Here is a 24,262-nt window from a genome sequence, read left to right as displayed (position 1 = left end):
GGTGGCGTTCGTTCCGAAGAAGACACCACGCAGGGAAGGGGCGGATGCGCGAGCGTCGTCTCCTTGACTGTGATCATTTCCAGGAGATCGATGTGAACCACCGAATCAGCGCGCTATCCATGGCCATCATGGCTGGCCTGTTCACCACGGGCAGCGCCATGGCACAGGACGCGGCGACCCCCGCTCCCGCCGCCACGACGGCGAAGAAGAACGAGCCGGCCGCCACGCCGGGTTCGGAGGCGAACGTCCAGGATGCCGCCAACCTCAACGGCATCACGGTCACCGGTATCCGTGCCAGCCTGCAGAAGTCGCTCGACCTGAAGCGCAACGCCGATTCGATCGTCGACGCGATCTCCGCCGAGGACGTGGGCAAGTTCCCCGACACCAACGTGGCCGAGTCGCTTTCCCACCTGCCGGGCCTCAGCGTCGACCGCAACTTCGGCGAAGGCGACAAGGTCAGCATCCTCGGTACCGATCCGGCGCTGAACCGCCTGATGCTCAATGGCCAGACCGTGGCCTCGACGAACTGGACTTCCGACCCGAACAACCCGGACAGCCGTTCGTTCAACTACAGCCTGCTCGCCTCTGAAATCATCGGTAACGCCCAGGTCTACAAGACCCCGCAGGCGAACATCGACGAAGGCAGCATCGGCGGCACGGTCATCGTCAACACGCGCCGTCCGCTCGACCTGCCTGCGAACACGCTGACCGGCAGCGTCAGCTATGGCTATAACGATCGCGCCGACAAGGGCAAGCCGAATGCTTCCGTGCTGTACAGCTGGAAGAACAAGGACAGCACTTTCGGCGTGATCGGCTCGCTGATGCATTCGGACCGGATCATCGACCGCCAGGGCACCGAGATCTTCGGCTACCAGCGCGTGAACGATCCCACCGATACCAATCCTGACCACCAGTTCAACCCGGCCGTGGTACCGGCCGACGCCAAGGGTGTCTATCCCACCGCGATCAATACCGCGTGGTTCCAGCAGCGCCGCACGCGTGACGGTGTTTCGACCGGCCTGCAGTGGAAGCCGAACGACGCGTTCGAGCTGAACTTCACCGGCCTGTACGTCACCGAGAAGTTCAACAACTTCAACCAGAGCCATTACGGCGAATGGTCGGGCTCGGCCGCCAATGCCACCGCGCTGGGCTTCAACAACGGCGTCGCCACCAGCGGCAGCTACAATGCCAACACCTCGACCTACCTCGACGGCTACGAGCGCGATTCGACCGTGAACACCGGTGTCGCCCAGCTGCGCGCCGATTGGTTCGGTGATGGCTGGACCGCGTCGAGCCAGATCGGCTACACCGGTTCCACGGGCGGTTCCGACGGCATCTGGAACATGCAGTTCCAGGGTTTCGGCGGCTTCGACTGGAACCTCAAGGGCCAGCATCCGCAGATCAACTACAACAGCGCGGACGATGCTTCGGCGATGCTCGCCCATGGCGCCGGCTACAGCTACGCGCCGAGCTACGACCGTGAGCGATACTTCCAGGCCGACTTCGCCCACGACGTCAGCTGGGGCCCGCTGAACCAGATCGAGGTCGGCATCAAGGCGACCAACCACCTGGACGGCCAGGACGCCTACGCGGCCCGCCTGCCCAGCCAGGACGGCAGCGGTGTCTCGCTGGCCGACTTCGCCAACGGCGGCACGCCCAGCGGCTATCTCGACGGCCTGAGCTCCTCCGGCAACATGGGCAACTGGACCACGATCGATCCGGGCCTGATGAAGGCATACGTACAGAGCCTGAAGAACGGCACGGTGTCGCTCGATCCGAAGGCCACCTACAGCGTCGCCGAGCAGAACCGCGCGTTCTACATCCAGGGCGACTTCGCCGGTGACGACTACCGCGGCAACCTTGGCGTGCGCTACTTCCGCACCCGCGATACCGTGAACGGTTACAACGCGATCGGTCCGGACGTCTACGGTGCCGTGAACAAGCGCAGCACGTACCACGACTGGTTGCCCTCGTTCAACATTGCCTACGACGCGGCCGACGACCTGACCCTGCGCTTCGCCGCGGCCAAGACCATCGCCCGCCCGCGCTACCAGCAGATGACGCCGTACGTGGCGCTGGACGACCGCACGCTGACCGGCTCGCGTGGCAACACCGACCTGGGTCCGTACAAGTCGACCAACTACGGTGCGTCCGCCGAGTGGTACTTCTCGGAGAACAGCGTGCTCGCCGCGGAACTGTTCTTCCGCCGCATCTCCGGCTACATCCTCAACACCAACGTCGCCGAGACGCACTACAACCTGACCAACCTGCGTGACGACGTGTACCAGATGCAGGTGCCGATCAACGCCGGCGTGGCCAAGGTCAAGGGTGCTTCGCTCAGCTACCAGCAGAACTTCCGCTACGGCTTCGGCTTCCTCGCCAACTACACCTACTCCGACGCGGACACCAGCAACGACTTCCCGTTGCCGTACAACTCGAAGAACTCGTTCAACCTGTCGCCGTTCTACGAGCAGGGTCCGTGGAGCGCCCGCCTGACCTATAGCTGGCGTTCGTCGTACTTCACCTCGATCGCCCAGTTGCAGTCGCAGCAGATCACGGGCATCTTCCGGGAACTCGATGCTTCGGTGGGGTACCAGGTGAACGATCACATCCGCGTGTCGCTCGACGCCACCAACCTGCTGGACGAGACGTACTTCGTCTACAACAACACGCCCAGCCAGCCGCTCAATGCCTACAAGAACGGCCGCACGTACATGATGACGCTGGGCTTCAAGCTGTGATGCGCCGCGCGTCGCTGGCGCTGGCGGCCTGGCTCATCGCCGGCACCGCCGGCGCGGCCACGCCGGTGGAGAAAGACCTCTCCGCCGGCTGGCGGTTCCGCCTCGCTTCCGGGGCGGAGGACCAGCACGCGCGAACCCCGTCCTGCAATGGAACCTGCGAGCGGTTCAGGGACTGGCAGCCGGCCGTCGTGCCGGGTGCCGTCCAGACGGACCTGCTGGCGCAAGGGCGGATCGGCGATCCGTTCTGGCGCGACAACGAGGCCGGCCTGCAATGGATCGGCCTCGCCGACTGGGAATACCAGCTGGCATTCCAACTCGACGCGGCCGCGCTGAAGCGCGACCACGTCGATCTCGTTTTCGACGGCCTCGACACGTTCGCCGAGGTCAGCCTCAACGGCAAGAAACTGCTCGCGGCGGACAACATGTTCCGCACTTGGCGCCTGCCGGTGAAGGGCAGCCTGCATGCCGGCACCAATACGCTGCAGGTGCGTTTCCAATCCCCGATCGCACGGCTCCAGCCCTGGCTGATGAAGCAGCCGTACTCGTTGCCGGGTGAATTCGACTCGGCGTTCGGCGACGAACCCAAGGGCAAGCAAACCTCCAACTACGTTCGCAAGGCGAACTACCAGTACGGTTGGGATTGGGGTCCGCGCTACGTCACCATGGGAATCTGGCGCCCGGTCCGGCTGGAAAGCTGGGACGGCTGGCGGGTGGCCGACCTGCACATCGCACAGGCGAAGGTCGACGAGGCCGCGGCCGACCTGCAGGCGCAGCTCGATGTCCGCGCGGACAAGGCCGGTCGTGCCACGGTGAAGGTCGAGTGGACCGCGCCCGATGGTCGCCATGGTGAACAAACGCAGGATGTCGCGCTGAAGGCAGGCGAGAACCACGTCGCCGTGCCGGTGGCCATCGACCATCCGCAGCGCTGGTGGCCGGTGGGGTACGGCGAGCCGAACCTCTACCGTTTCCATGCCGCGGTCGCCGTCGATGGCGCGACCGTCGCCGAGGCGGAGCGGGAAACCGGACTGCGCAGCGTGGAACTGCGCCGCGAGAAGGATCAGTGGGGCAGGGGCTTCGCCTTCGTGGTCAATGGCGTGCCGATCTTCGCCAAGGGCGCCAACCTCATCCCGTTCGACAGTTTCCCCTCGCGCGTGACGCCCGAACGGATGCAGGCGATCCTGCAGTCGGCGCACGACGCCAACATGAACATGTTGCGCATGTGGGGCGGTGGCACGTACCAGGACGACGCCTTCTATGCGATGGCGGACCGGCTCGGCCTGATGATCTGGCAGGACTTCATGTTCGGCGGCGCGATCACGCCGTACGACGAGGCCTTTCGCGAGAGCACGCGCATCGAGGCCGTGGAGCAGGTCACCCGCCTGCGCGATCATCCGTCGATCGTGCTGTGGGCGGGCAACAACGAAGTGCAGACCGGCTGGGACGACTGGCCGGATCGGCAGGACTTCCGCAAGTTCGTCAACGCCGACGAGGTCAAGCGGATCGACGATGGCATGCGTGTGCTGTTCGGCGGCACCTTGCGCAAGGTGGTGAACGAACTGTCGCCGGGCACGCCCTACTGGGCCAGCTCGCCGAGCACCGATTTCGAAGGCCCGGCCAACGTCGAGAACGATGGCGACGTCCACTACTGGAAGGTTTGGTCCGGCTCCGAACCGATCTCCCACTATCTCGATATCACGCCGCGCTTCCAGTCCGAATACGGCCTGCAATCGTTCCCGGTGATGGCCACGATCAAGGCCTTCGCGCAACCCGACGACATGCAGCCCGAGTCGAAGGTGATGCGGGCGCACCAGAAATTCGCCAATGGTGACGGCAACCAGCGCTTGCTGCTGTACATCCGCCAGGAATACGGTGAACCGAAGGACTTCCCCTCGTTCGTCTACCTGAGCCAGGTGATGCAGGCCGAAGGCATCGAGCTGGCGGCCGAGCACCTGCGCAGCGCCCGCCCGCGCAACATGGGCACGTTGTACTGGCAGCTCAACGACGTGTGGCCCGGCGCGTCGTGGGCCAGCGTCGACTACTTCAACCGCTGGAAGGCCTTGCAGTTCCACGCCAAGCGCTTCTACGCGCCGGTGGACGTCGTGCCGCTGCGCAGGGACGGCAAGACGGACGTCTTCGCGGTGTCCGACCGCACCGAGGCGTTCGATGCCATGCTGCGTACCCGTGTCTACGACATGGCCGGCAAGCTGCTGCGCGAAGAGAACAAACCCGTGAAGGCCGCCGCGCTGTCCAGCACGCCGGTCGCCAGCCTCGACGACGCCGCCCTGCTCAAGGGGGCCGATCCGCGGCACACCGTGGTGTCGTTCGACCTGCTGGAACAAGGCAAGGTCGCCGCGCATCACCTGCTTTACTTCGGTGCCGCGCGCACGCTTGCCTTGCCTGCGCAACCGGGGCTCGAAATCGCGGTTCGCGCCGGAGACCGGGGGGCGGTGCTGAGCGTGAGCGCGAAGCGTCTCGCCCGTGCGGTGTGGATCGATACCGGCGACCTCGACGTGCGCCTGTCGAACAACGCCTTCGACCTACTGCCGGGCGAGAGCATCGAGATCGCCGTCGACGGCAAGGTCGACGTCGACACGCTTCGCCGCGCGGTCACGATACGTTCGCTCGTGGATGCCCTGAAGGAGACCAAGCCGTGAACCCAAGCCGCCGTAACCTGATCAAGTGGCTGTCGCTCGTGCCTGGCGCCGCGGCGGTCGGTGGAGTCGGCACGGTGGCCCTCGCCGCCCCGCGTTTCCCGAGCAAGCGTCCGCCCGTGGGCAAGCGCAAATTCACCAGCGAGGCGGTGGAACGCCTGATCGCGTCGACGAAGAAGAAGATCGCCGATCCTGAGCTGGGCTGGCTGTTCGAGAACTGCTTCCCGAACACGCTCGATACCACCGTGGAAGTCGGCCACCTCGACGGCTACGAGGACACCTTCGTCGTCACCGGCGACATCGACGCGATGTGGTTGCGCGATTCCTCCGCGCAGGTCTGGCCATACCTTCCGCTGGTGGCGAAGGACGAAGCCCTGCGCAAGCTGTTCCGCGGGCTGATTCGCCGCCAGTCGCGTTGCATCTCGATCGATCCCTATGCGAACGCCTTCCTGCCCGACCCCAAGGGCAAGAGCAAGCTGGAATGGGCGCAGGCCGACCAGACCGACATGCGGCCGGGCGTGGCCGAACGTAAGTGGGAGATCGACTCGCTGTGCTACCCCGTGCGCCTGGCGCACGGTTACTGGCAGGCCACGGGCGATCGCGAGCCTTTCGACGAATCCTGGCGCGCCGCGACGCGGCTCATCGTCGCCACCTTCCGCGCACAGCAGCGCAAGGATGGCACCGGGCCTTACCAGTTCCAGCGGCCGTCGCCGAATCCGACCGAAAGCCAGTTCCTCCATGGTTACGGCCAGCCGACGCGGCCCGTGGGCATGATCCACGCGATGTTCCGTCCTTCGGACGACGCGACGCTGTATCCGTTCAATATCCCCGGCAACCTCTTCGCCGTGGTGACCCTGCGCCGCCTTGCTCAGATGCACGGCACCTTCTTCGGTGACCAGGCCTTCGCAGGCGAATGCCAGGCGCTGGCCGACGAGATCGCCGGCGCCGTGGAGAAGTACGGCACGATCCAGGGCGAGCATGGCGACTACTGGGCCTACGAAGTGGACGGCTATGGCAACCAGCTGTTCATGGACGACGCCAACGTGCCGAGCCTGCTCGCGCTGCCCTACCTGGAATGCACGGGACGCGATGCCCGCTACGAGCGTACGCGCGCGCAGGTATGGAGCACGGCGAATCCGTATTTCTTCAAGGGCACGGCCGGCGAGGGCGTCGGCGGGCCGCACGAGGGCCTGCGCATGATCTGGCCGATGTCGATCATGATGAAAGCCTTCACCACCGACGATACGGCCGAGATCCGCCAGTGCCTGCACTGGTTGAAGACGACCCACGCCGGCACCGGCTTCATGCACGAAGCGTTCGACCAGGACGACCCGAAGCAATTCACCCGCTCGTGGTTCGCCTGGGCCAATACCTTGTTCGGCGAGCTGGTGGTCCATCTCGCCGACAAGCAACCCGATTCCCTGCGGCGCGTCTGACGCACCGCCCGAACTGGAGCGATTCATGGTTACCCGTCGACGTTTTCTGCAAGGGATGGCCGCCTTCACGGCACTCGGTCAGGTCGGTTCCCTCACCGCCCTGGCCAGCGGCGTGCAAGAAGGCCTGGACGCGTCCTCCGCCAGCGGCGGCACCGCTGCGGAGGGTGTCTTGCGTTACGTCGACGTCTTCGTCGGCACGGGCGGCCACGGTCACACCTTTCCCGGTGCGACGCGGCCGTTCGGCATGGTCCAGCTGAGCCCGGACACGTACAACGCGCAGTGGGACGCCTCGTCCGGCTACCACCAGGGCGATGGCTCGATCATGGGCTTCTCGCACACGCACCTGTCCGGCACCGGCGCCGCCGACATGCTCGACTTCCTGGTGATGCCCTCGATGGGGCCCGTGCGCCTGCAACCGGGCGACCGTGATTTCGACGGCGTGAACTACGTGTCCCGTTTCGATGCGAAACGCCAGGGCGACGGCACGCCGGCGAAGGGCTACAAAACCGGCATCAAGGGTTACCGCTCGCATTACACGAACGAAGCTGCGCACCCGGGCTACTACCGGGTGAAGCTCACCCAGCACGACATCCTCGCCGAACTCACCGCCACGCTACGCACGGGCATGCACCGTTACACCTTCGGCAAAGAGGGCGACGCCCACCTGCTGCTGGACATGACGCACGGCTACCAGGACGACATGGACAAGCCGACCCGTCTCAGCGACGTGGAACTCACCCTGGTCGGCAACGATACGATCGTCGGCGGCCGGCGGGTGTACCAGTGGGCGAGCGGCCGCGTCATCTATTTCGCGATGAAGGTTTCGCGCCCGATCGCCAGCGCCACGCTTTACGAGAACGACAAGGCGTTGCCGAAGGGCACGGCCACCGCCAAGGGCGACCATCTCAAGGCGGCCCTGCATTTCGACAAGGCGTCGAGCGAGCCCTTGCTGGTGAAGGTCGGCATCTCCGGCGTGGACATCGACGGTGCCATGCGCAACCTCGAAGGCGAGATCCCGGGCTGGGATTTCGACGGCGTGCGTGCCTCGGCCGAGGCGGAATGGGAACACGAGCTGTCGAAGATCCGCGTCGCCTCCTCCTCGGACAAGGTGAAGCGCACGTTCTACAGCTCGCTGTACCACACCATGCTCGCGCCCACCGTGTTCAGCGACATCGACGGCCGTTACCGCGGCATGGACCGCGCGGTGCATACGCTGCCCGAGGGTCGACACAACTACAGCACCTACTCGCTGTGGGACACCTATCGCGCCGAGCATCCGCTGTTCACCCTGTACCAGTCCGAGCGCGTGCCCGACCTGGTCGACGGACTCGTCCGCCTCGCCGTGGAAAGCCCCAGCGGCGCGCCAGTATGGCCGCTACAGGGCGTGGAGACGGTCTGCATGATCGGCTACCACTCCGCCGTGGTGTTGGCCGAGGCACAGGCGAAGGGCTTCACCGGCATCGACTACATGAAGGCCTGGCCTGTGTTCCGCCGCCGGGCCATGCAGGACGACTACTTCGGCCTGACGTATTACCGCAAGCTCGGCTACATCCCCAGCGAGAAGGAAGGCGAGGCGGTCAGCAAGACGCTCGAATACGCCTATGACGACTGGGCGGTGGCGCACATGGCCGAGGCACTCGGGCATGGCGACGACGCGTCGCTGTTGCGCAAGCGCTCGCAGAACTACCGCAACGTGTTCGACAAGGACACGCAGTTCATGCGTCCGCGCGCCGAGGACGGCACCTGGCTGCAGCCGTTCGATCCGATCGCCATCGGCCATTCGAGCCGCTGGCGCGACTTCACCGAATCGAACGCGTGGCAGGCCACCTTCCTCAACCAGCACGACGTGTACAACTACATGGGCCTGTTCGGTGGCGAGGAAGGCTTCGAGAAGAAGCTCGACGCCTTGTTCAACGCCGACCCGACCCTGCCGGACAACGCGCCGCCGGATATCGCCGGCATGGTCGGCCAGTACGCCTTCGGCAACGAGCCCGGGCACCACATGCCCTATCTCTATGCATACACGGGCGCCCACCACAAGACGCAGGCGCGCGTGCGCATGCTGCTCGAAACCATGTACCTGCCCGAGCCCGATGGCCTGCCCGGCAACGAGGACTGCGGCCAGATGAGCGCCTGGTACGTGATGAGCGCCATGGGCCTGTACGCCGTCGATCCGGTCAGCACGAACTACGTTTTCGGCAGCCCGCTGCTCGACCGCGCGGAAGTGCAGGTCGGCGGTGGCCGGGTTCTGGTCATCGAGACGAAGGACAACGGCCCCGGGCGTCCGTACATCCAGTCGGTGAGCTGGAACGGCAAGCCGTGGACGAAGAGCTGGATTCCGCACAAGGAACTGGCCGCCGGCGGCACGTTGAGCTTCGTCATGGGCGACACGCCGAACGCATCCTTCGGCAAGGCCATGGCCGACCGCCCGCCCTCGTTCGGTGAAGCGGCGAAGGGTTGATCCCCGCCGTTCACGATCGGTAGACCCTCGTACCGACACTCTGACCCGGCCGGGAGTATCCGGCTGGGGAAGGGGAGTGCCATGTCGTACGCGGGACGCATGTATTTTCGGGCCTACCTGCCGGGCGTGCTCGCCCTGGCGGGTGGCGCGCTCGCCGCCGCTGGCCTGAAGGCCGCGCAGCAGTTACCAGGCGATTTCGGGACCCTTTCCCTCTACTCGAACCTGCCGGGCTGGACTTTCGCCGGTGGACTCGCGATAGCGCTGACCGTCGCCGCGGTGCAGACCGTGCGTCTTCGCCTATGGGAGCGCGGCGCGATCGCCGGGTGCTACGTGTGCGGATGCCTGCTCGGCGTGCCACGCGCGGCCCGGCGCGGCCTGGGCATGACCCGGCATTGCCTCGGTTGCGGCAAGGTGCACGGCGTGAACCATCGGCTGTCGCCGAAGGTGGTTCCGTTGGCGGTGGCCGTGACGGACACCGCCGCGCCGGTCAGGAGCGTACGTTCGTCACCGTGATGCGGTGACCGATCCGCTCGAGCAGCGCGCGCAGCGCCTCGGCGTCTTCCAGGCTCGTATCGTCCTCGAGCGACAGCCACACGGTGTCGCCGGACAGGCCGTGCACCTTTTCGTTGAACTCGATCTCGATGGCGACCTTTCCGCCCGGCTGGACCACCGATACCTCGAAGTTACGCTGCTGCACGCCCTGTATTCCCCTGGTGAACTGACTGGATGGGTTAGGTCTGCATTTTACCGGTACGGCGCGGAAAGTGCTGTCCGCGTCCCCAACTAGTCATCGGCACGCCCGAGTGGCGCGGCCACGTCTTCCAGCGAGCGGCGTTCGGCCGCGATTCCGAGCAGGATCGCGGCGGCCGCGCCGACCAGCATGAGAAAGGCGCCGAGGGCATAGCCCCAGCCGATGGCGGCTCGTTCACCCGTGCCGATCAGGCTGCCGAACAGCCATGGGCCCACGACGCCGCCGAGGGCCGTGCCGAAGGCATAGAACAGGGCGATGGCCAATGCCCGCAGTTCCAGCGGGAAGCTCTCGCTCACCGTGAGGTAGGCCGAACTCGCCGCGGCCGAGGCGAAGAAGAACACCACGCTCCAGGCGATGGTCTGGCCGCGGGCATCGAGCATGCCATGCACGAACAACCACGCGGTGGCGAACAGCAGCAGGCCCGACATCGCATAGGTGATGGCGATCATCGGGCGGCGGCCCACGCTGTCGAACAACCTGCCGAGCAGCAGCGGCCCGAGGAAGTTGCCCGCGGCGAAGGGCAGCAGGTAGAGCCCGACGTCCGCATCGGCGACACCGTAGAAGCGGCCGAGCACCAGCGCATAGGTGAAGAAGATCGCGTTGTAGAAGAAGGCCTGGGTCGCCATCAGCACCAGTCCGAGCACGGTGCGTTTCGGGTACAGGCGGAACAGCGTGGAGGCGACGTAGGCCATGGTCAGCCCGCGCGGCCGCAGCCGCAGCCTCGCCAGGGGGCGATCCGGTGGCGGGACGCCCATGCGCCGCTCGATGTCCGCGACGATCGCTTCCGCCTCGCTGATGCGTCCCCTCAGCATCAGCCAGCGTGGGCTCTCCGGTATCCAGTGGCGGAGCAGGAGGATGCCCAGGCCGAGCACGGCGCCCAATCCAAAGGTGAGCCGCCAGCCGATCTCCGCGGATACCCAGCCCGAGTCGAGCAGGACGACCGCCCCCAGGGCACCGGCGGCCGCGCCGAGCCAGAAGCTGCCGTTGATCACCAGGTCGGTGTGGCCACGGTAACGCGCGGGAATCAGTTCCTGGATCGCCGAGTTGATCGCGGCGTACTCGCCGCCGATGCCGGCACCGGTGAGCAGGCGGAAGAGGGCGAAGGTCAGGAAGTCGGGGGAGAGCGCGGTGGCCGCGGTGGCGGCGAGGTAGAGGCCCAGCGTCACGGTGAACAGCCTCTTCCGGCCCAGCCGGTCGGTGAGCCATCCGAAGAACAAGGCGCCGGCGACCGCCCCCACCAGATACAGGCTGGCCGCGAGGCCGACCTGCATGTCGGTGAGGTGGAGCACGGGGCTCGATTTCAGGGCGCCGGCGACGGAGCCGGTGATGGTGACCTCGAGCCCGTCCAGCACCCAGGTGATCCCCAGTGCCACGACGACGAGGGTATGGAAGCGTCCCCAGCGCAGCCGGTCGAGCCGCGCGGGGACATCGGTTTCCACGATCTCGTCGCGGGCAACGGCTTGTGGATTCATGCCCCGACCCTAAGGGGCGGGAAGTCATGGGGACGTCAGCGGGGGACCCGGTATCCGCCCCTCACGCCCTGTGGCGACAGGGTGAGTTGCCATAACTGGTCGCGCCGGCTGCGGAAGACCCCGGCTGAGCAGCCGAGGTAGAACCGCCACATGCGACGGAAACGTTCGTCGTAACGGGCCGAAAGCCGTGGCCAGGCGGCCTCGAAGTTGGCCGTCCACGCCACGAGGGTACGGTCGTAGTCGGCGCCGAAGTTGTGCCAGTCCTCGACCACGAACAAGCCTTCCAGCGCGGCGGCGACCTGGCTCATCGCCGGGATCACCGAGTTGGGGAAGATGTATTTCTCGATCCACGGGTCGGGCCGCCCCGGCGCGCCGTTGCTGCCGATGCTGTGCAGCAGCGCGAGACCGTCCGCGTGCAGGCAGCGCCGGGCCACCTCGAACCAGGTCCTGTAGTTCTTGCCGCCGACGTGCTCGAACATGCCGACGGAAAGGATGGCGTCGAAGCGCTCGTCCAGCTCGCGATAATCCTGCAGGCGTATTTCCACCGGCAGACCGTGGCACAGCGCGCGGGCGTATTCCGCCTGCTCCTTCGATATGGTGACGCCGACGCCGCTCACGCCGTAGCGTTCCGCCGCGAACTTCAGCGCCTCGCCCCAGCCGCAACCGATGTCGAGGATGCGCTGGCCGGGTTTCAGCTGGAGCTTGCGGCAGATCAGGTCGAGCTTGGCTTCCTGTGCGTCGTCGAGGTTGCCGGCCTGGGCCCAGTAGCCGCAGGAATACACCAGGCGCTTGCCGAGCATGGCCTCGAACAGGTCGTTGCCCAGGTCGTAGTGCTGGCGACCGACCTCCCAGGCGTGCTCGCCGCGCTGGAGGTTGAGGAAGCGCGCCTTGAGGTGGGCGATCAGCGTGTCGAGCGTGCGCAACGAGTCGTCGAGGTGCGATGACAGCACGCGCGTGAAGAAACCGGACATGTCGGCGACATCCCACCAGCCATCCATGTACGACTCGCCAAGTCCGAGCGAGCCGTGGGCGAATACGCGGGCGTAGGTGCGCTCGTCGTGTATCGCGATGTCGGTGGGGCGGTCGCCGCCGATGGTGACCCCCGCGTGTTCGAGGAGATCCTGTGCACGTGCCTTGAGAGAAGAAGAATCGTGGTTCATCGATTGATTCCCTGGTGACCCTCTCGCCGCCCCGCGCGGCGTGGCGCTGGTTAGAAGTGTTTCAATACTCCGCGTGCGATACCCAGGCCGGCGATCGTCATGAGGATCGAGCCGACCAGGTTGAGTCCGACATGCGCGGCGAACCAGCCGTACTGCTGGCGCAGCAGCAGGGCCGTAGTTTCAGCCGAGAACGTCGAAAAAGTCGTGAGGCCGCCGAGAAATCCGGTGGCGACCAGCAGGCGCGCCTCGACGGGCAGCGTCTGGAAATGGTCGAACACGCCGAGGGTCAGGCCCATGAGGAAGCCGCCGAGCAGGTTGGCGGCAAGGGTCCCCAACGGCAGCGTGGGGAACAGGGGGTTGAATACGACGGCCAGCCACCAACGCAGCCAGCAGCCCAGCATGCCGCCTATCCCGACGGCCAGGAATCCGGTGTAACCCACGTTACCCCCGATGGAGATCGATGGATCGATTATGGGCCTTCGCCCGCCCCGCGGCGAGCGCCTGGCCGCTAGCCGCTATACTCGCAAGACTTCCCCCGCACGGCCTTGCAGGACCATGTCCTCCGCGACCCGCGATCCGCGTCGCCATCTGCCGTTATTGCTCGCGGCCTTGTCGATGATCGGGCCGTTCTCGATCGACGCCATCTTTCCAGGCTTTCCGGACATCGGCCGCGACTTCGGCGTAGGCGACGTGGCCCTGCAGCAGTTGCTCAGCGTGTACCTGCTGGCCTATGCGGCGATGAGCCTCTTCCACGGCGCGCTGTCCGATGCGTACGGGCGCAAGCCGGTCATCGTTATCGCCATGGCGATCTACACGGTGGCGTCGGTGGGCGCCGCGCTGGCCCCGAGCTTCGCGTTCCTGCTGGGCTGCCGCGTGCTGCAGGGGCTCTGCGGCGGCGCGGGCATCGTGGTTGGCCGCGCGGTGGTTCGCGACACGATGCACGGCGAGGAAGCCCAGCGAATGATGTCGAAGGTGATGATGATCTTCGGCATCGCGCCAGCCATCGCGCCGATCGTCGGTGCGTGGTTGCTGGGTATCGGGGGCTGGCACGGCATCTTCTGGGCGCTGTCGGGTTTTACCCTGGTGCTGACCCTTGGCGTGTCGTACTACCTGATGGAATCGCACCCGGCCGAAAAGCGCACCATGTTCCGGCCGCGTCCGCTCCTGGCCGGGTACCTGCGCATCGGTCGCGACCTCCCGTTCTGGCCGCTGGCGATCTCCAGTTCGGTCAATTTCTCCGGGCTGTTCCTCTATGTGGCCTCGGCACCGCAGGTGATCCGCAACCATCTGCATCTCGGCGTCGACGGATTTCCCTGGCTGTTCGTGCCGGTGGTGACCGGCATGGTCTCGGGGGCGTTCATCTCCGGGCGCGTGGCGGGGCGTGTAAGCGCGGCGAGCACGGTGAGCTGGGGCTATGTGGCGATGCTGTTGTCCTGCGCGCTCAGCCTCATCCTGTCGCTGACACTGGATACGCCGCGCGTGCCATGGTCCACCTTGCCGCTGGCGCTTTACGGATGCGGCGTGCAGCTGGCGTTCCCGACATTGACCCTGCTAATGCTGGACCGGTTTCCGGAGCAGCGCGGCGGCGTGTCCTCGGTGCAGGCCTTCTTCAGCTTGCTGGTTACCGCGTTGGTGGCGGGCGTGCTGTCACCGGCGCTCTCCGGCAGCATGCTCACGCTTGCCCTCGGCGCCACCGCGATGTGCTCGATCGGCCTCGGCGGCTGGGGCTGGTACATCCACCTCGAGCGTCGCCGCCTGGCGCTTGCGAAAGCAGGCGCCGCATCGAGTGTCGTCGCGCAGATCGAGCGCAACGAACCGGGTTGAGCTGGACGGTCATCGGAAAGATACGGGCTTATTTTGCCAGGCGCGCGTAATCGATTGACAGATATGGGAAAAGCCGGTTTGCATTTCCCGGATGAGACAAGCAATCTGGCATGGAAGTCAACAGGCTGGCGCCTCGTCTTCGTCCCGAGTGCCCTCGGAGCTGACAGGTCGGGATAGATCGGCTAACGGAATGGAATCCGGCAATGAAAATACGTGTTTCGAGATGGATCTTTGTCGCTGCGATAAGCATCGGCGTGGCCGCCTGTGTATCCGGGCCCGGCTCGTTCGTTCCCATCGGGCAGAATGCTGCTGCGGAAAGCAGGGCTTCGCAAATCATGGGCTCGTCCCGCTCCGGGGAACTGGCAGTCGCCCAGCTGAACGAATGGTATGCCGACACGACTCACGATTGCGGCAGCGCTACCAGGCCAGCTTTCCTATGCAGCGGCGTGATGTTGCGGGCTACCGATACCGACCCCGCCTTCCTTCCGTGGGACCCGAGTCCGAACGCCGTTCAAAAGGGCGGCATCGCCGCGTCGTGGCTCAGGGCCGACACGAACTTCCCGAGCACCGTCCTTCCCAACGGCTTCATTTTCTTTCCGGATTACGACATTCCCACAGGGAAAATTGCGTTGGCGATCTTGTGTGCGTTTCCACTCGATGGGAATACCTGGGAGCGCCCGACCTTGCAGGGATGTGGTCAGCATCGCACCGATCCACAGAGCCGGCCTTGCCACGAACTTGGCATCACGACGAGTCAGGGATGGATCGCCAACTATAATGCCGTACCACCCGCAGTACATCCGACGCATTCGCACCAATGTGGCTGGGATGTTCGCGAGGGAAGTCCGGCAACGTCAGACAGGTTCTACCAGAACATCCTGGCGCGTGCGGCTCTGTCCTCGGCGCATTGGCAATTCGTCGATGAAGTCATCGTACAGACATGGCCAACCGGCGTCGGCGCCAGTCTCCCCATCCAGTCGTTCTTTTACAAGTCCGGCGACGGCCAGGCATTGAGCGATGCGCGCAATGACCAACAGCGCTACTTTAACCTCTACAGGATCGCTCTTCCGATCATTCGCTTGACGTTACCGTCGTCACCCGCGGGGAGAGCTCAGTTCGCATACGACCCGGCGGACCAGGTTGTCATTCCCACAAATTGAACGGTTGATATGACGACGAAACGCGATCAGTCCGCGAGGAATCCGCGAGCCCGCAGGAAGTTCCTGGCCTCCTCGGCATCTTGCTCGAACCACGCGCGCGTCGAGCCAAGGCGGTACGTGTAGCCCCAGCGATCCATGTCTTCCATCAGCCGCGCCGAGCCCACGCCCGAAAGCTCCCCGGCGAGGACGATCTGCAGGTAGCAGGTGGCGTCTTCTTCCTCGATGGAATCGGTGGCGTCGGTATGTACCTGGGCGCGCTTGTCAGCCGGCAGCACGATGAGGTGGCAGGCTTCGTGGAGCAGCGAGTGCACCGGCGTATCGGCGCGCGCATAGACCGTCGTGCCGATGATGCCGGCCTCGCTGTCGCCCCAGAAACTGCCCGGAATGGCCTCGCCTCCGGCGATAGCCACGAGTTCGAGGCCATACCGCGCCAGCAAAGCGCGTGGTTCGTCGAAACCGATCTCGCCGACGCGCAGGACGGCATCGGCGGGATCGGTGCCGGGCAGCGTGGTGGCCCCGGCCGGATGGTCGACCATGGGTGGATCAGCTGGCCGAGGCGGCCGGCTTGCCCACGACCTTGCCATCGGGCAGGGCGACGGAAAGCTCCAGCACCTCGTGGCCACTGTCGCGTTCGAGGCTGACGTTGACCGCCTCGACATCGACGTTCACGTACTTGCGGATGACTTCGAGCAGCTCGTTGCGCAGCAGCGGCAGATAGTCCGGGCCGCCGCGCGTCGAGCGCTCCTGGGCGACGATGATGCGCAGGCGTTCCTTGGCCACGCCCGCGGTCGCCTCGGGCTTGCGCTTCAGGAAATCGAGGATACCCATGCTCAACCTCCGAATACGCGCTTGAGGAAGCCCTTCTTGACCGGCTCTAGGAAGCGAAGCGGACGCTCTTCGCCGAGGATGCGGGCGACGGTGTCCTTGTAGGCGGCGCCGGCGTTCGAGTTGTCGTCGAGGATCACCGGCACGCCGGCGTTGGACGCGGCGAGCACGTTTTCAGATTCCGGGATGACGCCGACCACCGAGATGCCGAGGATCTCCTCGACGTCCTTGACGCTGAGCATCTCGCCGGCTTCGACGCGATTGGGGTTGTAGCGGGTGAGCAGCAGGTGCTGCTTGACCGGCTCTTCACCCTTTTCGGCGCGGCGGGTCTTGCTCGAAAGCAGGCCGAGGATACGGTCGGAGTCGCGCACGGAGGAGACTTCCGGATTGACCACGACCACGGCGTGATCGGCGAAGTACATCGCCAGGTGCGCGCCCTTTTCGATGCCGGCCGGGGAATCGCAGACGACGAAGTCGAAGTTTTCCTTGGTCAGTTCGTCGAGGACCTTCTCGACGCCTTCCTGGGTCAGGGCGTCCTTGTCGCGCGTTTGCGAAGCGGCGAGCACGAAGAGGTTTTCGTGGCGCTTGTCCTTGATCAGCGACTGCTTGAGGGTGGCTTCGCCGTGCACGACATTGACGAAGTCGTACACCACGCGGCGCTCGCAGCCCATGATGAGGTCGAGGTTGCGCAAGCCGACGTCGAAGTCGATGACGGCCACCTTCTTGCCCTGCATGGCGAGGCCGGTGGCGAGGGAGGCGCTGGTGGTGGTCTTGCCGACTCCGCCCTTGCCCGAGGTGACGACGATGATTTCAGTCAAGAGATGTCTCCGAGTGTTGCCAGCGACGGCGGCTGCGTCACAGCCGCGCGATCATGAGTTTTCCATTGTCGAGCCAGCATTGCACGGGCTGGCCTTCGAATTCCTTGGGCATGTCTTCGAACACGCGGTAATGCCCGGCGATCGCCACCAGTTCGGCGCGGAAGTCGGAGCAATAGATGCGTGCGGATTCGTCACCCTGTGCGCCGGCCATGGCGCGGCCACGCAGGCTGCCGTAGATGTGGATGGAGCCGTCGGCGATGACTTCGGCGCCGTTGGCGACGGTGGCGGTCACCACGAGGTCGCGGTCGCGGGCGTAGACCTGCTGGCCGGAGCGCACGGTGCTGCCACCGTGATGCTGCGCGGTGACGGTGCCGCCGCTTTCGACGGCGGGTTCGGCTGGCGCCGCGCCGCGCTTGGTTTCCGCCCGGGCCTTGGTCGGCTCGGCCGGCGGCGTTTCGCCCTGACCGGGCTCGTACTGCGCGCGGAACTTGGCGATCAGGGGCAGGCCCATGCGCTCGGCGAGGGCTTCGGTCTCGCTGGTGCCGTAGGCGATGCCGACGGGCAACATGCCGGCGCTGCGGATGGCTTCGAGCAGGGCGTCGACCATGCCGTCGTCCGGCAGTTTCGAAAGATGCGAGAGATCGAGCACCACCGCGGCACGGGAGAACATCTGTGGCGCGGCGCGCACGCGGCGCTCCAGTTCTTCCACCAGGGCGGCGGCGTCGACGCGGCGCACCCGCACGCAGGCGATGCCGACCTGGCCGAAACGCAGGTCGCAGGCTGCTTCGAGGGATTCGGCGCGGGCGTTCACGCGGCCACCCCCGCGCCGTCGATCGGACGACGGCGCTCGGCCAGCCATTCCACGGCGGGCAGGCCGTCCTGCTCGAGGTAGCGCTCGCGCACGAAGGGGAAGCTGGGCAGTTCGCGGGCGAGCAGGCTCACCTTGGGCCCGGTGCGGCCCATTTTCTGCTGGCCGACTTCCTGGAAGCCCATGGTGCCGTGGAACAGCACGGTATGGTCGTTGCGTGGTTCGAGGAAGACCTCGCAGGTCAAAAGCGGCACACGTACCTCGGCATAGCTCTGCACATCGCAATAGAAGATCCGGCCCAGCCCATGACCGCGCGATTCGGACGCGATCACGATGCGATCGATATACACGAAGCTTTCGTAATGGGCCTGGAACCAGCGGAAGTTCGGGCTGGCGTATTCGGCGTCGGGACGCATGGCGATCAGGAAACCGAGGATGCGGCCATTCTGTTCAGCGACACGGAAGTAGTGGGCGATTTCGTAAAGGTGGCGCAGGCGGGCGAGGTCCGTGGCGAGGATGCCGGTGCCTGCCTCGTTGTTGAGTGCCAGCACGGCATCCAGGTCGTGCTCGCACACGTCGCGGATGGCAAGGGCCATTCGTTGCTCCGCTTGAGTGTTCTGGAAAAAGACGACCCCCGGGCCGTCGAATGCGCGGCATTATGGCACGCTCCGGCCCCGCCGGGGAGCGCCGTGTGGATGTAAAACCGTTGTAAAGCCGGTGTTTGCCGTGGGCGCGCACGTGACTTCAGTCAGGTGGTGCGGGCCGCGTGAAGCCCTATGATGCGGGCATGTCCAAGGTCCAGTTCAATCACGTCCGCCTGCTCAGGTACGCCACGTACTTCGTCTTCCTGTGCGTCGGGCTGCCGCTGTCGATGCAGCGCGCCGGCCACGAGCCCGGGCAGATCGGCGATGTGGCGTTGCTGTCGTGGACGGCCTGCTACCTCGTCTTCGGGCTCGTGTACTGGCTGCTCACTCGCAACCTCGGTTCGCGCGTGGATGGCGCGACCCGGGTGGCCGTGCTGGTGATCCTCACCGGCACGGCGCTGGCGATCGGCGTGCTGAGCAAGAGCGGCGTGGCGGCCCTGCTGCTGATCATCGTGGCGACGGTGGTGCCGTGGCTGGTAAGCCTGCCGATGGGCATCGCCTGGATGGTCGTGGCCCACCTGGCCCTCATTCCGGTGTTCCTGGAGGTGCCGGGCTTCTCGTTCATCCAGTCGTTGATGCAGGCCTGCCTGTATTTCGGTTTCTCGGCCCTGGTCTTCATCACCTCGATGGTCGCCAGCCAGCAGGCCGACGAGCGCGAGGAACTGCGCCGGTTGAACTCGGAACTGCGCGCCACCCGCGCCTTGCTCGCGGAATCCACGCGCATCGCGGAGCGGATGCGCATCGCCCGGGACCTGCACGACCTTGTCGGCCACCACCTCACGGCCCTCAGCCTGAACCTGGAAGTGGCCAGCCACCTGACCAACGACACCGCCCGCGAGCACGTGCTGAAAGCACAGAGCACGGCCAAGCAGTTGTTGGCCGACGTGCGCGAAGTGGTGAGCGAACTGCGCCAGGACGATGCCATCGATCTCACCCAGGCCTTGCGCAGCCTCACGGAAGGGGTGCCTGGCCTCGACGTGCGGTTGAGCGTGCCGCCACGCTTCGGCGTCGAGGACCCGCGCCGGGCGCAGATGCTGCTGCGCTGCGTGCAGGAAATCCTCACCAATACCGTGCGCCACGCCAATGCGCGCCATTTATGGCTCACCTTCCGCCATACCGGTCCGGACGAACTCTGTCTCGACGCCCGCGACGATGGTCGCGGCAGTGGCGAGTTCCGCCCGGGCAACGGTCTCACCGGCATGCGCGAACGCCTGGCCGAGTTCGGCGGCAGCGTCACCTTTCGTACCGACCCCGCCGGCGGTTTCGCGCTGACCGCGCGCCTGCCGTTGGGCGAGGAATCCACCCTGGCGCACGCGCCGCCGAGGCCCGTCCTCGACCCCTTGCTCGACGACGAGCCCAGTGACGCGTCGCGTGCCAAACTCTCCGTTCCCTCCGAGGATCTCCCATGATCTCCGTCTGCCTAGTCGACGATCAGAACCTGGTTCGCCAGGGCATTCGTTCCCTGCTCGACCTCGCCGGCGACATCCGTGTCGTCGCGGAATGCGCCGATGGCGCGCAGGCGGTGCAGACCATCCCCCAGGTGCGGCCGGACGTGGTCCTGCTCGACCTGCGCATGCCGAACATGAGCGGCCTGGAGGTGCTCCAGGCCCTGGGTGGGCGTAACGAACTGCCGCCGACCATCATTCTCACCACGTTCGACGACGACCAGCTGGTGCTGGCCGGCCTGAAGGCGGGCGCGCGCGGCTACCTCCTCAAGGACGTGTCGCTCGACCAGCTGGTGGAGGCGGTGCGCACGGTGGCCGCGGGTGGCTCGCTGGTAGCGCCGATGGTGACCCAGCGGCTCCTGGCCGGCGTGGGCCGGATCCAGAACCAGTTCTCCAGCCTGGAACAGCCCGATCCGCTCACCGAACGTGAGACCGAGATCCTGCGGCTGCTCTCGGGCGGCTACAGCAACAAGGAGATCGCCAATTCCCTGCGGGTGGCCGAGGGCACGGTGAAGAACCACGTCTCCAATATCCTTTCGAAGCTGGGCGTCCGCGACCGTACCCGCGCCGTCCTGAAGGCCCTGGAGCTGGGAATCGTCTGAGTCCGCGCTGACTGTTCGGTACGAAGCCCGCCACTCCGGCCGAAAATCCGCTTGTGCGCGCTTGCGAAAAAGGGCAGGGGACCCAATGGCGTTCGCCGCCGCGAGCAAGTACCATCGGCTCTTTCGGCGCGGGCGAACCCCTGCCACGGGCCGATTCTTCAGGGGTGAGCGCACGGCGTCCATGGCCGCGCGTGGAGCCTGTTCGTAAGACGTTCGGAGAACCGTGGAATGACGCGTCTGTTAGAATTTATTGTCGCCCTCGTCATCGTCGCCGTACTCGGTGTCGTGGTCGGCGTAGCTATGCCCTCGACTGGACATGTCGAGCGCGAAATGCTGATCAGCAAGGACTTGCGTCAGGTTTACGACGTTTTCAGCAACTTCCGCCGCTTCCCTGACTACACCGTACTGCGGTCGTTCGACCCCAAGGTGCAGTTCGAGTTGTCCGGCAAGGCCTATGGCCCGGGTGCCAAGATCGCCTGGAAGGCCGGCGACCCGAAGGTCGGCGACGGCTCGCTGGAGATCGCCTCGATCGATCCGGGCTTCGCCCAGATCTCCGATGCGGGCAAGGGCACCATCGTCTGGAACCTCGACAACGCCTGGCGCGGCGAGGACAAGAAGTTCACCATCAAGCTCGAGCGCACCGGCCGCAGCCAGAAGCTCGTGAAGGTGAACTGGTCGTACGACGTCTCGTACGGCTTCAACCTGATCAGCCGCTTCTCCAACCTCTACATCCACGGCGATCCGGACGCGCTGATCCAGTTCAGCCTGTCCAACCTGCAGAACCTGATGGCGGCGATCCCGAACATCGACTACAGCAAGATGGTGCCGTCGATCGCGGACCAGCCGGCCAAGCCGGTCCTGCTCGTCTCCACCACCGCCCCGCGCACGCTCGACGACGTCGACACCGCATCGGACAAGGCGATGGCCGAGATCCAGGCCGCGGCGAAGAAGCTGGGCGTGAACATCGTCAGCCCGCGCATCACCTTCACCACGAACTGGGGCGACCAGAACTACACGTTCGACGTCGCCGCCGAGATCGATTCGACCACGCTGAAGCTCAACGGCCAGGACGTCGAGATCACCGCCGCCCAGCGTCCGTCGCTCGACGCCGCCGCGCCGGCCGAGGCTTCGACCGCCGCCGCGCCGGCCGCCGCCGATACGGCTGCGCCGGGTAGCAAGGACAAGTACGGCCGCATCGTCGTCGACGGCAACGTCAAGGCCGTGCTCGCCTTCGGTGGCAAGGCCCTCAAGGCCGAGTGGAACGGCACCGGTGCCGGCCTGCCGCAGACCCGCCAGATGCTGGCGGCCTACTCGCAGACCCACGGCTACAAGTACGACGACGTGACCTACCGCGCCTACGACATCCAGGTGAAGGCGCCGGTGAACAACAAGGGCACGATCGAGGGCTACGACGAGCAGAAGTTCGAGATCTACCTGCCGCTGCAAGGCGACGTGCCGGACCAGACCCCGGAACAGGAAGCCGGCATGAAGCAGCAGGGCCTGGAAGAAGCGGCCCCGGCCGGTTCGTCCACGGCTCCCGCGCCTGCGGGCACCGCGCCCGCTCCGGCGGGTACCGCACCGGCCCCGGCCGGCACGGCCGCGGCGCAGTAAATCGCGCTGACGCGAAGTCTGAAAAGCCCCGCCGGAAACGGCGGGGCTTTTTTATGGTCTGTCGCAAGGGAGTCGCTTCCGCGGGAGCGAATCCCTGTGGGAGCCGCTTCAGCGGCGATAGACCGCGCCCCGGTGGGAGCCGACCCTGTCGGCGATTCCATAGCTACAGCTACACTGCCAGACGATGATCGAAGCCGAACGACTTACCCGCTGCTATGGCCCGCTGACCGCGGTCGATTCGCTGAGCCTGCGCGCCGAACCGGGACAGGTGCTCGGTTTGCTCGGGCCCAACGGCGCGGGCAAGTCCACGGCCATGCGCATGATCGCGGGTTTCCTCACGCCCACCTCGGGCACCGCGCGCGTGTGCGGTCACGACGTACGCAAGGAGCCCCTCGCGGCCAAGCGTGCCCTGGGCTACCTGCCCGAGGGCGCGCCCAGCTACGGCGAGATGACGATCCGTGAGTTCCTCGTCTTCATGATCCGTGTGCGCGGCCTGGAGCGCGATATCGCCTTTCGCCGCTTCGACGAAGTGGTGATGCGGCTGGAGTTGGAGGATGTGCTCGATCAGACCATCGGCACGCTCTCGAAGGGGCTTCGCCGCCGCGTCGGCCTGGCGCAGGCGATCCTGCACGATCCGCCGGTGCTGATGCTCGACGAGCCGACCGACGGCCTCGATCCCAACCAGAAACATTCGGTACGCATGTTGATCGACGCGATGGCGCGTGAGCGCACGATCCTCATTTCCACCCATCTGCTGGAAGAAGTGCACGCCCTGTGCAACCGCGTGGCGATCATCGCCAATGGCCGCTTGCTCGCCGATGCCACGCCGGCGGAACTGGAGGCACGTTCGCGCTATCACGGCGCGGTTTCCTTCAGCGCCGCGGGCAGCGCGGTGTCGCGCGAGATGCTGGCGCGCATTCCCAGCGTGGCGAACGTGGAAGTCGATCCGCTCGACGGCCGGGTCACGGTGTTCCCGCGCGCGGGGCAACCGATCCTCGACGAGGTACAGGCCTTGTTGCGCACGCAGAACCTGGAAATCTCCGAGATCCAGCTCGAGCGGGGCCGCCTCGACGAGGTCTTCCGGCAGATAACCACGCAGCCACGCGGGGCGCAGGCATGAGCGCGGTGCTGGCGATCGCGCGACGCGAACTCTGGGGCTACTTCGTCACGCCGGTGGCCTATGTCTTCATGGTCATCTTCCTCGTGCTGGCCGGCCTGCTCACCTTCTACACCGGCGATTTCTACGACCGCGGCCTGGCCGACCTGCAGCCGTTCTTCGACATGCATCCCTGGTTGTACCTCGTGCTGGTCCCGGCGGTGACGATGTCCATGTGGGCGGAGGAGCGCGCGTCCGGAACACTCGAGTTGCTGTTCTCACTGCCCGTGACGATCTCCCAGGCCGTACTGGGCAAATTCCTTGCCGCGTGGGCGTTCATCGGCATCTGCCTCGTGCTGACCTTTCCGATCTGGATCACGGTGAACTACCTCGGCGATCCGGACAACGGCGTCGTCATGGCCGGTTACGTGGGTAGCTGGCTCATGGCCGGCGCCTTCATCGCGATCGGCACCTGCATGTCCACCGCGACGCGTAGCCAGATCATCGCCTTCATCCTCACCGCCGCCGTCTGCTTCGTGTTGTTGCTCGTCGGCCAGCCGCAGGTGCTGGATTTCTTCCAGGACTCGGTGCCGCCCAAGCTGATCGGCGCGATGGGGCAGCTGAGCATCGCGCGGCATGCCAACGCCATCGCGCGTGGCGTGCTCGACCTGCGCGACCTCGTCTACTTCTTCGCCACGATCACCGCCTGGCTGGCGGCCAGCGTGGTCGTGCTCGACCTGAAGCGGACGCGCTGACG

At 65.8% G+C, this 24,262-nt stretch carries 21 protein-coding genes; 12 read left to right on the top strand and 9 right to left on the bottom strand.

Annotation, left to right across the window (positions count from 1 at the left end; all coding sequences use genetic code 11):
* The first annotated feature begins 158 nt into the window (after positions 1–158).
* From ACN9M2_RS14955 to ACN9M2_RS14935, 5 genes are all read left to right on the top strand, one after another.
* Positions 159–2,741, top strand: coding sequence for a TonB-dependent receptor (locus ACN9M2_RS14955; RefSeq protein WP_426287934.1), 2,583 nt, complete (start codon positions 159–161; stop codon positions 2,739–2,741).
* Positions 2,741–5,395: a beta-mannosidase gene (locus tag ACN9M2_RS14950; protein WP_426285436.1), complete on the top strand. Its 2,655-nt coding sequence runs from the start codon at positions 2,741–2,743 to the stop codon at positions 5,393–5,395. Before ACN9M2_RS14955 ends, ACN9M2_RS14950 begins: the two co-directional genes overlap by 1 nt.
* The gene (locus ACN9M2_RS14945; RefSeq protein ID WP_426285435.1) at positions 5,392–6,828 is read left to right on the top strand and encodes a glycoside hydrolase family 125 protein; all 1,437 of its coding nucleotides are present in this window, start codon (positions 5,392–5,394) and stop codon (positions 6,826–6,828) included. Before ACN9M2_RS14950 ends, ACN9M2_RS14945 begins: the two co-directional genes overlap by 4 nt.
* A gap of 25 nt (positions 6,829–6,853) precedes the next feature.
* Entirely contained in the window at positions 6,854–9,289 is a 2,436-nt protein-coding gene (locus ACN9M2_RS14940; protein ID WP_426285434.1) for a GH92 family glycosyl hydrolase, read from the top strand.
* Positions 9,290–9,370: 81 nt separating this feature from the next.
* Positions 9,371–9,802: a hypothetical protein gene (locus ACN9M2_RS14935; RefSeq protein ID WP_426285433.1), complete on the top strand. Its 432-nt coding sequence runs from the start codon at positions 9,371–9,373 to the stop codon at positions 9,800–9,802.
* Here the strand turns inward: ACN9M2_RS14935 and ACN9M2_RS14930 are convergent.
* The 4 genes from ACN9M2_RS14930 to crcB form a co-directional block, all read right to left on the bottom strand.
* Complete coding sequence (locus tag ACN9M2_RS14930) at positions 9,777–9,986, bottom strand: hypothetical protein (RefSeq protein WP_306849763.1); 210 nt, start codon at positions 9,984–9,986, stop codon at positions 9,777–9,779. The genes ACN9M2_RS14935 and ACN9M2_RS14930 overlap by 26 nt on opposite strands.
* An 86-nt stretch (positions 9,987–10,072) precedes the next feature.
* Complete coding sequence (locus tag ACN9M2_RS14925; RefSeq protein WP_426285432.1) at positions 10,073–11,512, bottom strand: MFS transporter; 1,440 nt, start codon at positions 11,510–11,512, stop codon at positions 10,073–10,075.
* A 35-nt stretch (positions 11,513–11,547) separates the two neighbouring features.
* The gene (cfa, locus tag ACN9M2_RS14920; protein ID WP_426285431.1) at positions 11,548–12,672 is read right to left on the bottom strand and encodes a cyclopropane fatty acyl phospholipid synthase; all 1,125 of its coding nucleotides are present in this window, start codon (positions 12,670–12,672) and stop codon (positions 11,548–11,550) included.
* A 50-nt stretch (positions 12,673–12,722) separates the two neighbouring features.
* Entirely contained in the window at positions 12,723–13,112 is a 390-nt protein-coding gene (gene crcB, locus ACN9M2_RS14915) for a fluoride efflux transporter CrcB (RefSeq protein WP_426285430.1), read from the bottom strand.
* 115 nt (positions 13,113–13,227) lie between these two features.
* Between crcB and ACN9M2_RS14910 the strand changes: the two genes are divergently transcribed.
* Both ACN9M2_RS14910 and ACN9M2_RS14905 read left to right on the top strand, forming a co-directional pair.
* Complete coding sequence (locus ACN9M2_RS14910) at positions 13,228–14,496, top strand: multidrug effflux MFS transporter (protein WP_426285429.1); 1,269 nt, start codon at positions 13,228–13,230, stop codon at positions 14,494–14,496.
* Positions 14,497–14,699: 203 nt separating this feature from the next.
* The gene (locus ACN9M2_RS14905) at positions 14,700–15,656 is read left to right on the top strand and encodes a hypothetical protein (protein ID WP_426285428.1); all 957 of its coding nucleotides are present in this window, start codon (positions 14,700–14,702) and stop codon (positions 15,654–15,656) included.
* Between the two features lie 26 nt (positions 15,657–15,682).
* Here the strand turns inward: ACN9M2_RS14905 and ACN9M2_RS14900 are convergent, their stop codons facing one another.
* Genes ACN9M2_RS14900 through ACN9M2_RS14880 form a run of 5 tightly spaced genes read right to left on the bottom strand, consistent with a single transcriptional unit; the run spans position 15,683 to position 18,703 of the window.
* A complete protein-coding gene (locus ACN9M2_RS14900; RefSeq protein ID WP_426285427.1) occupies positions 15,683–16,192 on the bottom strand; it encodes a hypothetical protein in 510 nt (169 codons plus the stop codon).
* A 7-nt stretch (positions 16,193–16,199) separates the two neighbouring features.
* Positions 16,200–16,484, bottom strand: coding sequence for a cell division topological specificity factor MinE (gene minE, locus ACN9M2_RS14895; RefSeq protein ID WP_306849774.1), 285 nt, complete (start codon positions 16,482–16,484; stop codon positions 16,200–16,202).
* 2 nt (positions 16,485–16,486) lie between these two features.
* Positions 16,487–17,299: a septum site-determining protein MinD gene (minD, locus tag ACN9M2_RS14890; RefSeq protein WP_426285426.1), complete on the bottom strand. Its 813-nt coding sequence runs from the start codon at positions 17,297–17,299 to the stop codon at positions 16,487–16,489.
* Positions 17,300–17,336: 37 nt separating this feature from the next.
* Positions 17,337–18,110 carry a septum site-determining protein MinC gene (gene minC, locus ACN9M2_RS14885; RefSeq protein WP_426285425.1) on the bottom strand — a complete coding sequence of 258 codons (774 nt, stop codon included), beginning with the start codon at positions 18,108–18,110 and terminating at the stop codon, positions 17,337–17,339.
* On the bottom strand, positions 18,107–18,703 hold the full coding sequence (locus ACN9M2_RS14880; RefSeq protein WP_426285424.1) for a GNAT family N-acetyltransferase: 597 nt from the start codon (positions 18,701–18,703) through the stop codon (positions 18,107–18,109). Before ACN9M2_RS14880 ends, minC begins: the two co-directional genes overlap by 4 nt.
* 191 nt (positions 18,704–18,894) lie before the next feature.
* Here ACN9M2_RS14880 and ACN9M2_RS14875 point away from each other — a divergent pair, with 191 nt between their 5' ends.
* The 5 genes from ACN9M2_RS14875 (at position 18,895) to ACN9M2_RS14855 (ending at position 24,260) form a co-directional block, all read left to right on the top strand.
* Entirely contained in the window at positions 18,895–20,160 is a 1,266-nt protein-coding gene (locus tag ACN9M2_RS14875) for a sensor histidine kinase (protein ID WP_426287933.1), read from the top strand.
* A complete protein-coding gene (locus tag ACN9M2_RS14870; RefSeq protein WP_306849782.1) occupies positions 20,157–20,798 on the top strand; it encodes a response regulator in 642 nt (213 codons plus the stop codon). The genes ACN9M2_RS14875 and ACN9M2_RS14870 overlap by 4 nt, the downstream gene beginning before the upstream one ends.
* 228 nt (positions 20,799–21,026) lie before the next feature.
* Positions 21,027–22,409, top strand: a complete 1,383-nt coding sequence (locus ACN9M2_RS14865; RefSeq protein ID WP_426285423.1) for a polyketide cyclase — start codon at positions 21,027–21,029, stop codon at positions 22,407–22,409.
* A 184-nt stretch (positions 22,410–22,593) separates the two neighbouring features.
* Positions 22,594–23,529: an ABC transporter ATP-binding protein gene (locus ACN9M2_RS14860; protein ID WP_426285422.1), complete on the top strand. Its 936-nt coding sequence runs from the start codon at positions 22,594–22,596 to the stop codon at positions 23,527–23,529.
* Positions 23,526–24,260 carry an ABC transporter permease subunit gene (locus ACN9M2_RS14855; protein WP_371023381.1) on the top strand — a complete coding sequence of 245 codons (735 nt, stop codon included), beginning with the start codon at positions 23,526–23,528 and terminating at the stop codon, positions 24,258–24,260. The genes ACN9M2_RS14860 and ACN9M2_RS14855 overlap by 4 nt, the downstream gene beginning before the upstream one ends.
* The last annotated feature ends 2 nt before the right edge of the window (positions 24,261–24,262 follow it).

Origin of the sequence: Luteibacter sp. E-22, from assembly GCF_049913125.1 — a bacterium.
Taxonomy (GTDB): Bacteria; Pseudomonadota; Gammaproteobacteria; order Xanthomonadales; family Rhodanobacteraceae; genus Luteibacter.
This window is presented reverse-complemented; position numbering and strand designations above follow the sequence as displayed.

Coding starts and splice junctions, on each gene's coding strand:
- ACN9M2_RS14955 (WP_426287934.1), top strand. CDS start 159: ATGGCACAGGACGCGGCGACCCCCGCTCCCGCCGCCACGACGGCGAAG.
- ACN9M2_RS14950 (WP_426285436.1), top strand. CDS start 2,741: ATGCGCCGCGCGTCGCTGGCGCTGGCGGCCTGGCTCATCGCCGGCACC.
- ACN9M2_RS14940 (WP_426285434.1), top strand. CDS start 6,854: ATGGTTACCCGTCGACGTTTTCTGCAAGGGATGGCCGCCTTCACGGCA.
- ACN9M2_RS14935 (WP_426285433.1), top strand. CDS start 9,371: ATGTCGTACGCGGGACGCATGTATTTTCGGGCCTACCTGCCGGGCGTG.
- ACN9M2_RS14925 (WP_426285432.1), bottom strand. CDS start 11,512: ATGAATCCACAAGCCGTTGCCCGCGACGAGATCGTGGAAACCGATGTC.
- cfa (WP_426285431.1), bottom strand. CDS start 12,672: ATGAACCACGATTCTTCTTCTCTCAAGGCACGTGCACAGGATCTCCTC.
- ACN9M2_RS14910 (WP_426285429.1), top strand. CDS start 13,228: ATGTCCTCCGCGACCCGCGATCCGCGTCGCCATCTGCCGTTATTGCTC.
- ACN9M2_RS14905 (WP_426285428.1), top strand. CDS start 14,700: ATGAAAATACGTGTTTCGAGATGGATCTTTGTCGCTGCGATAAGCATC.
- ACN9M2_RS14900 (WP_426285427.1), bottom strand. CDS start 16,192: ATGGTCGACCATCCGGCCGGGGCCACCACGCTGCCCGGCACCGATCCC.
- minE (WP_306849774.1), bottom strand. CDS start 16,484: ATGGGTATCCTCGATTTCCTGAAGCGCAAGCCCGAGGCGACCGCGGGC.
- ACN9M2_RS14880 (WP_426285424.1), bottom strand. CDS start 18,703: ATGGCCCTTGCCATCCGCGACGTGTGCGAGCACGACCTGGATGCCGTG.
- ACN9M2_RS14875 (WP_426287933.1), top strand. CDS start 18,895: ATGTCCAAGGTCCAGTTCAATCACGTCCGCCTGCTCAGGTACGCCACG.
- ACN9M2_RS14870 (WP_306849782.1), top strand. CDS start 20,157: ATGATCTCCGTCTGCCTAGTCGACGATCAGAACCTGGTTCGCCAGGGC.
- ACN9M2_RS14865 (WP_426285423.1), top strand. CDS start 21,027: ATGACGCGTCTGTTAGAATTTATTGTCGCCCTCGTCATCGTCGCCGTA.
- ACN9M2_RS14860 (WP_426285422.1), top strand. CDS start 22,594: ATGATCGAAGCCGAACGACTTACCCGCTGCTATGGCCCGCTGACCGCG.
- ACN9M2_RS14855 (WP_371023381.1), top strand. CDS start 23,526: ATGAGCGCGGTGCTGGCGATCGCGCGACGCGAACTCTGGGGCTACTTC.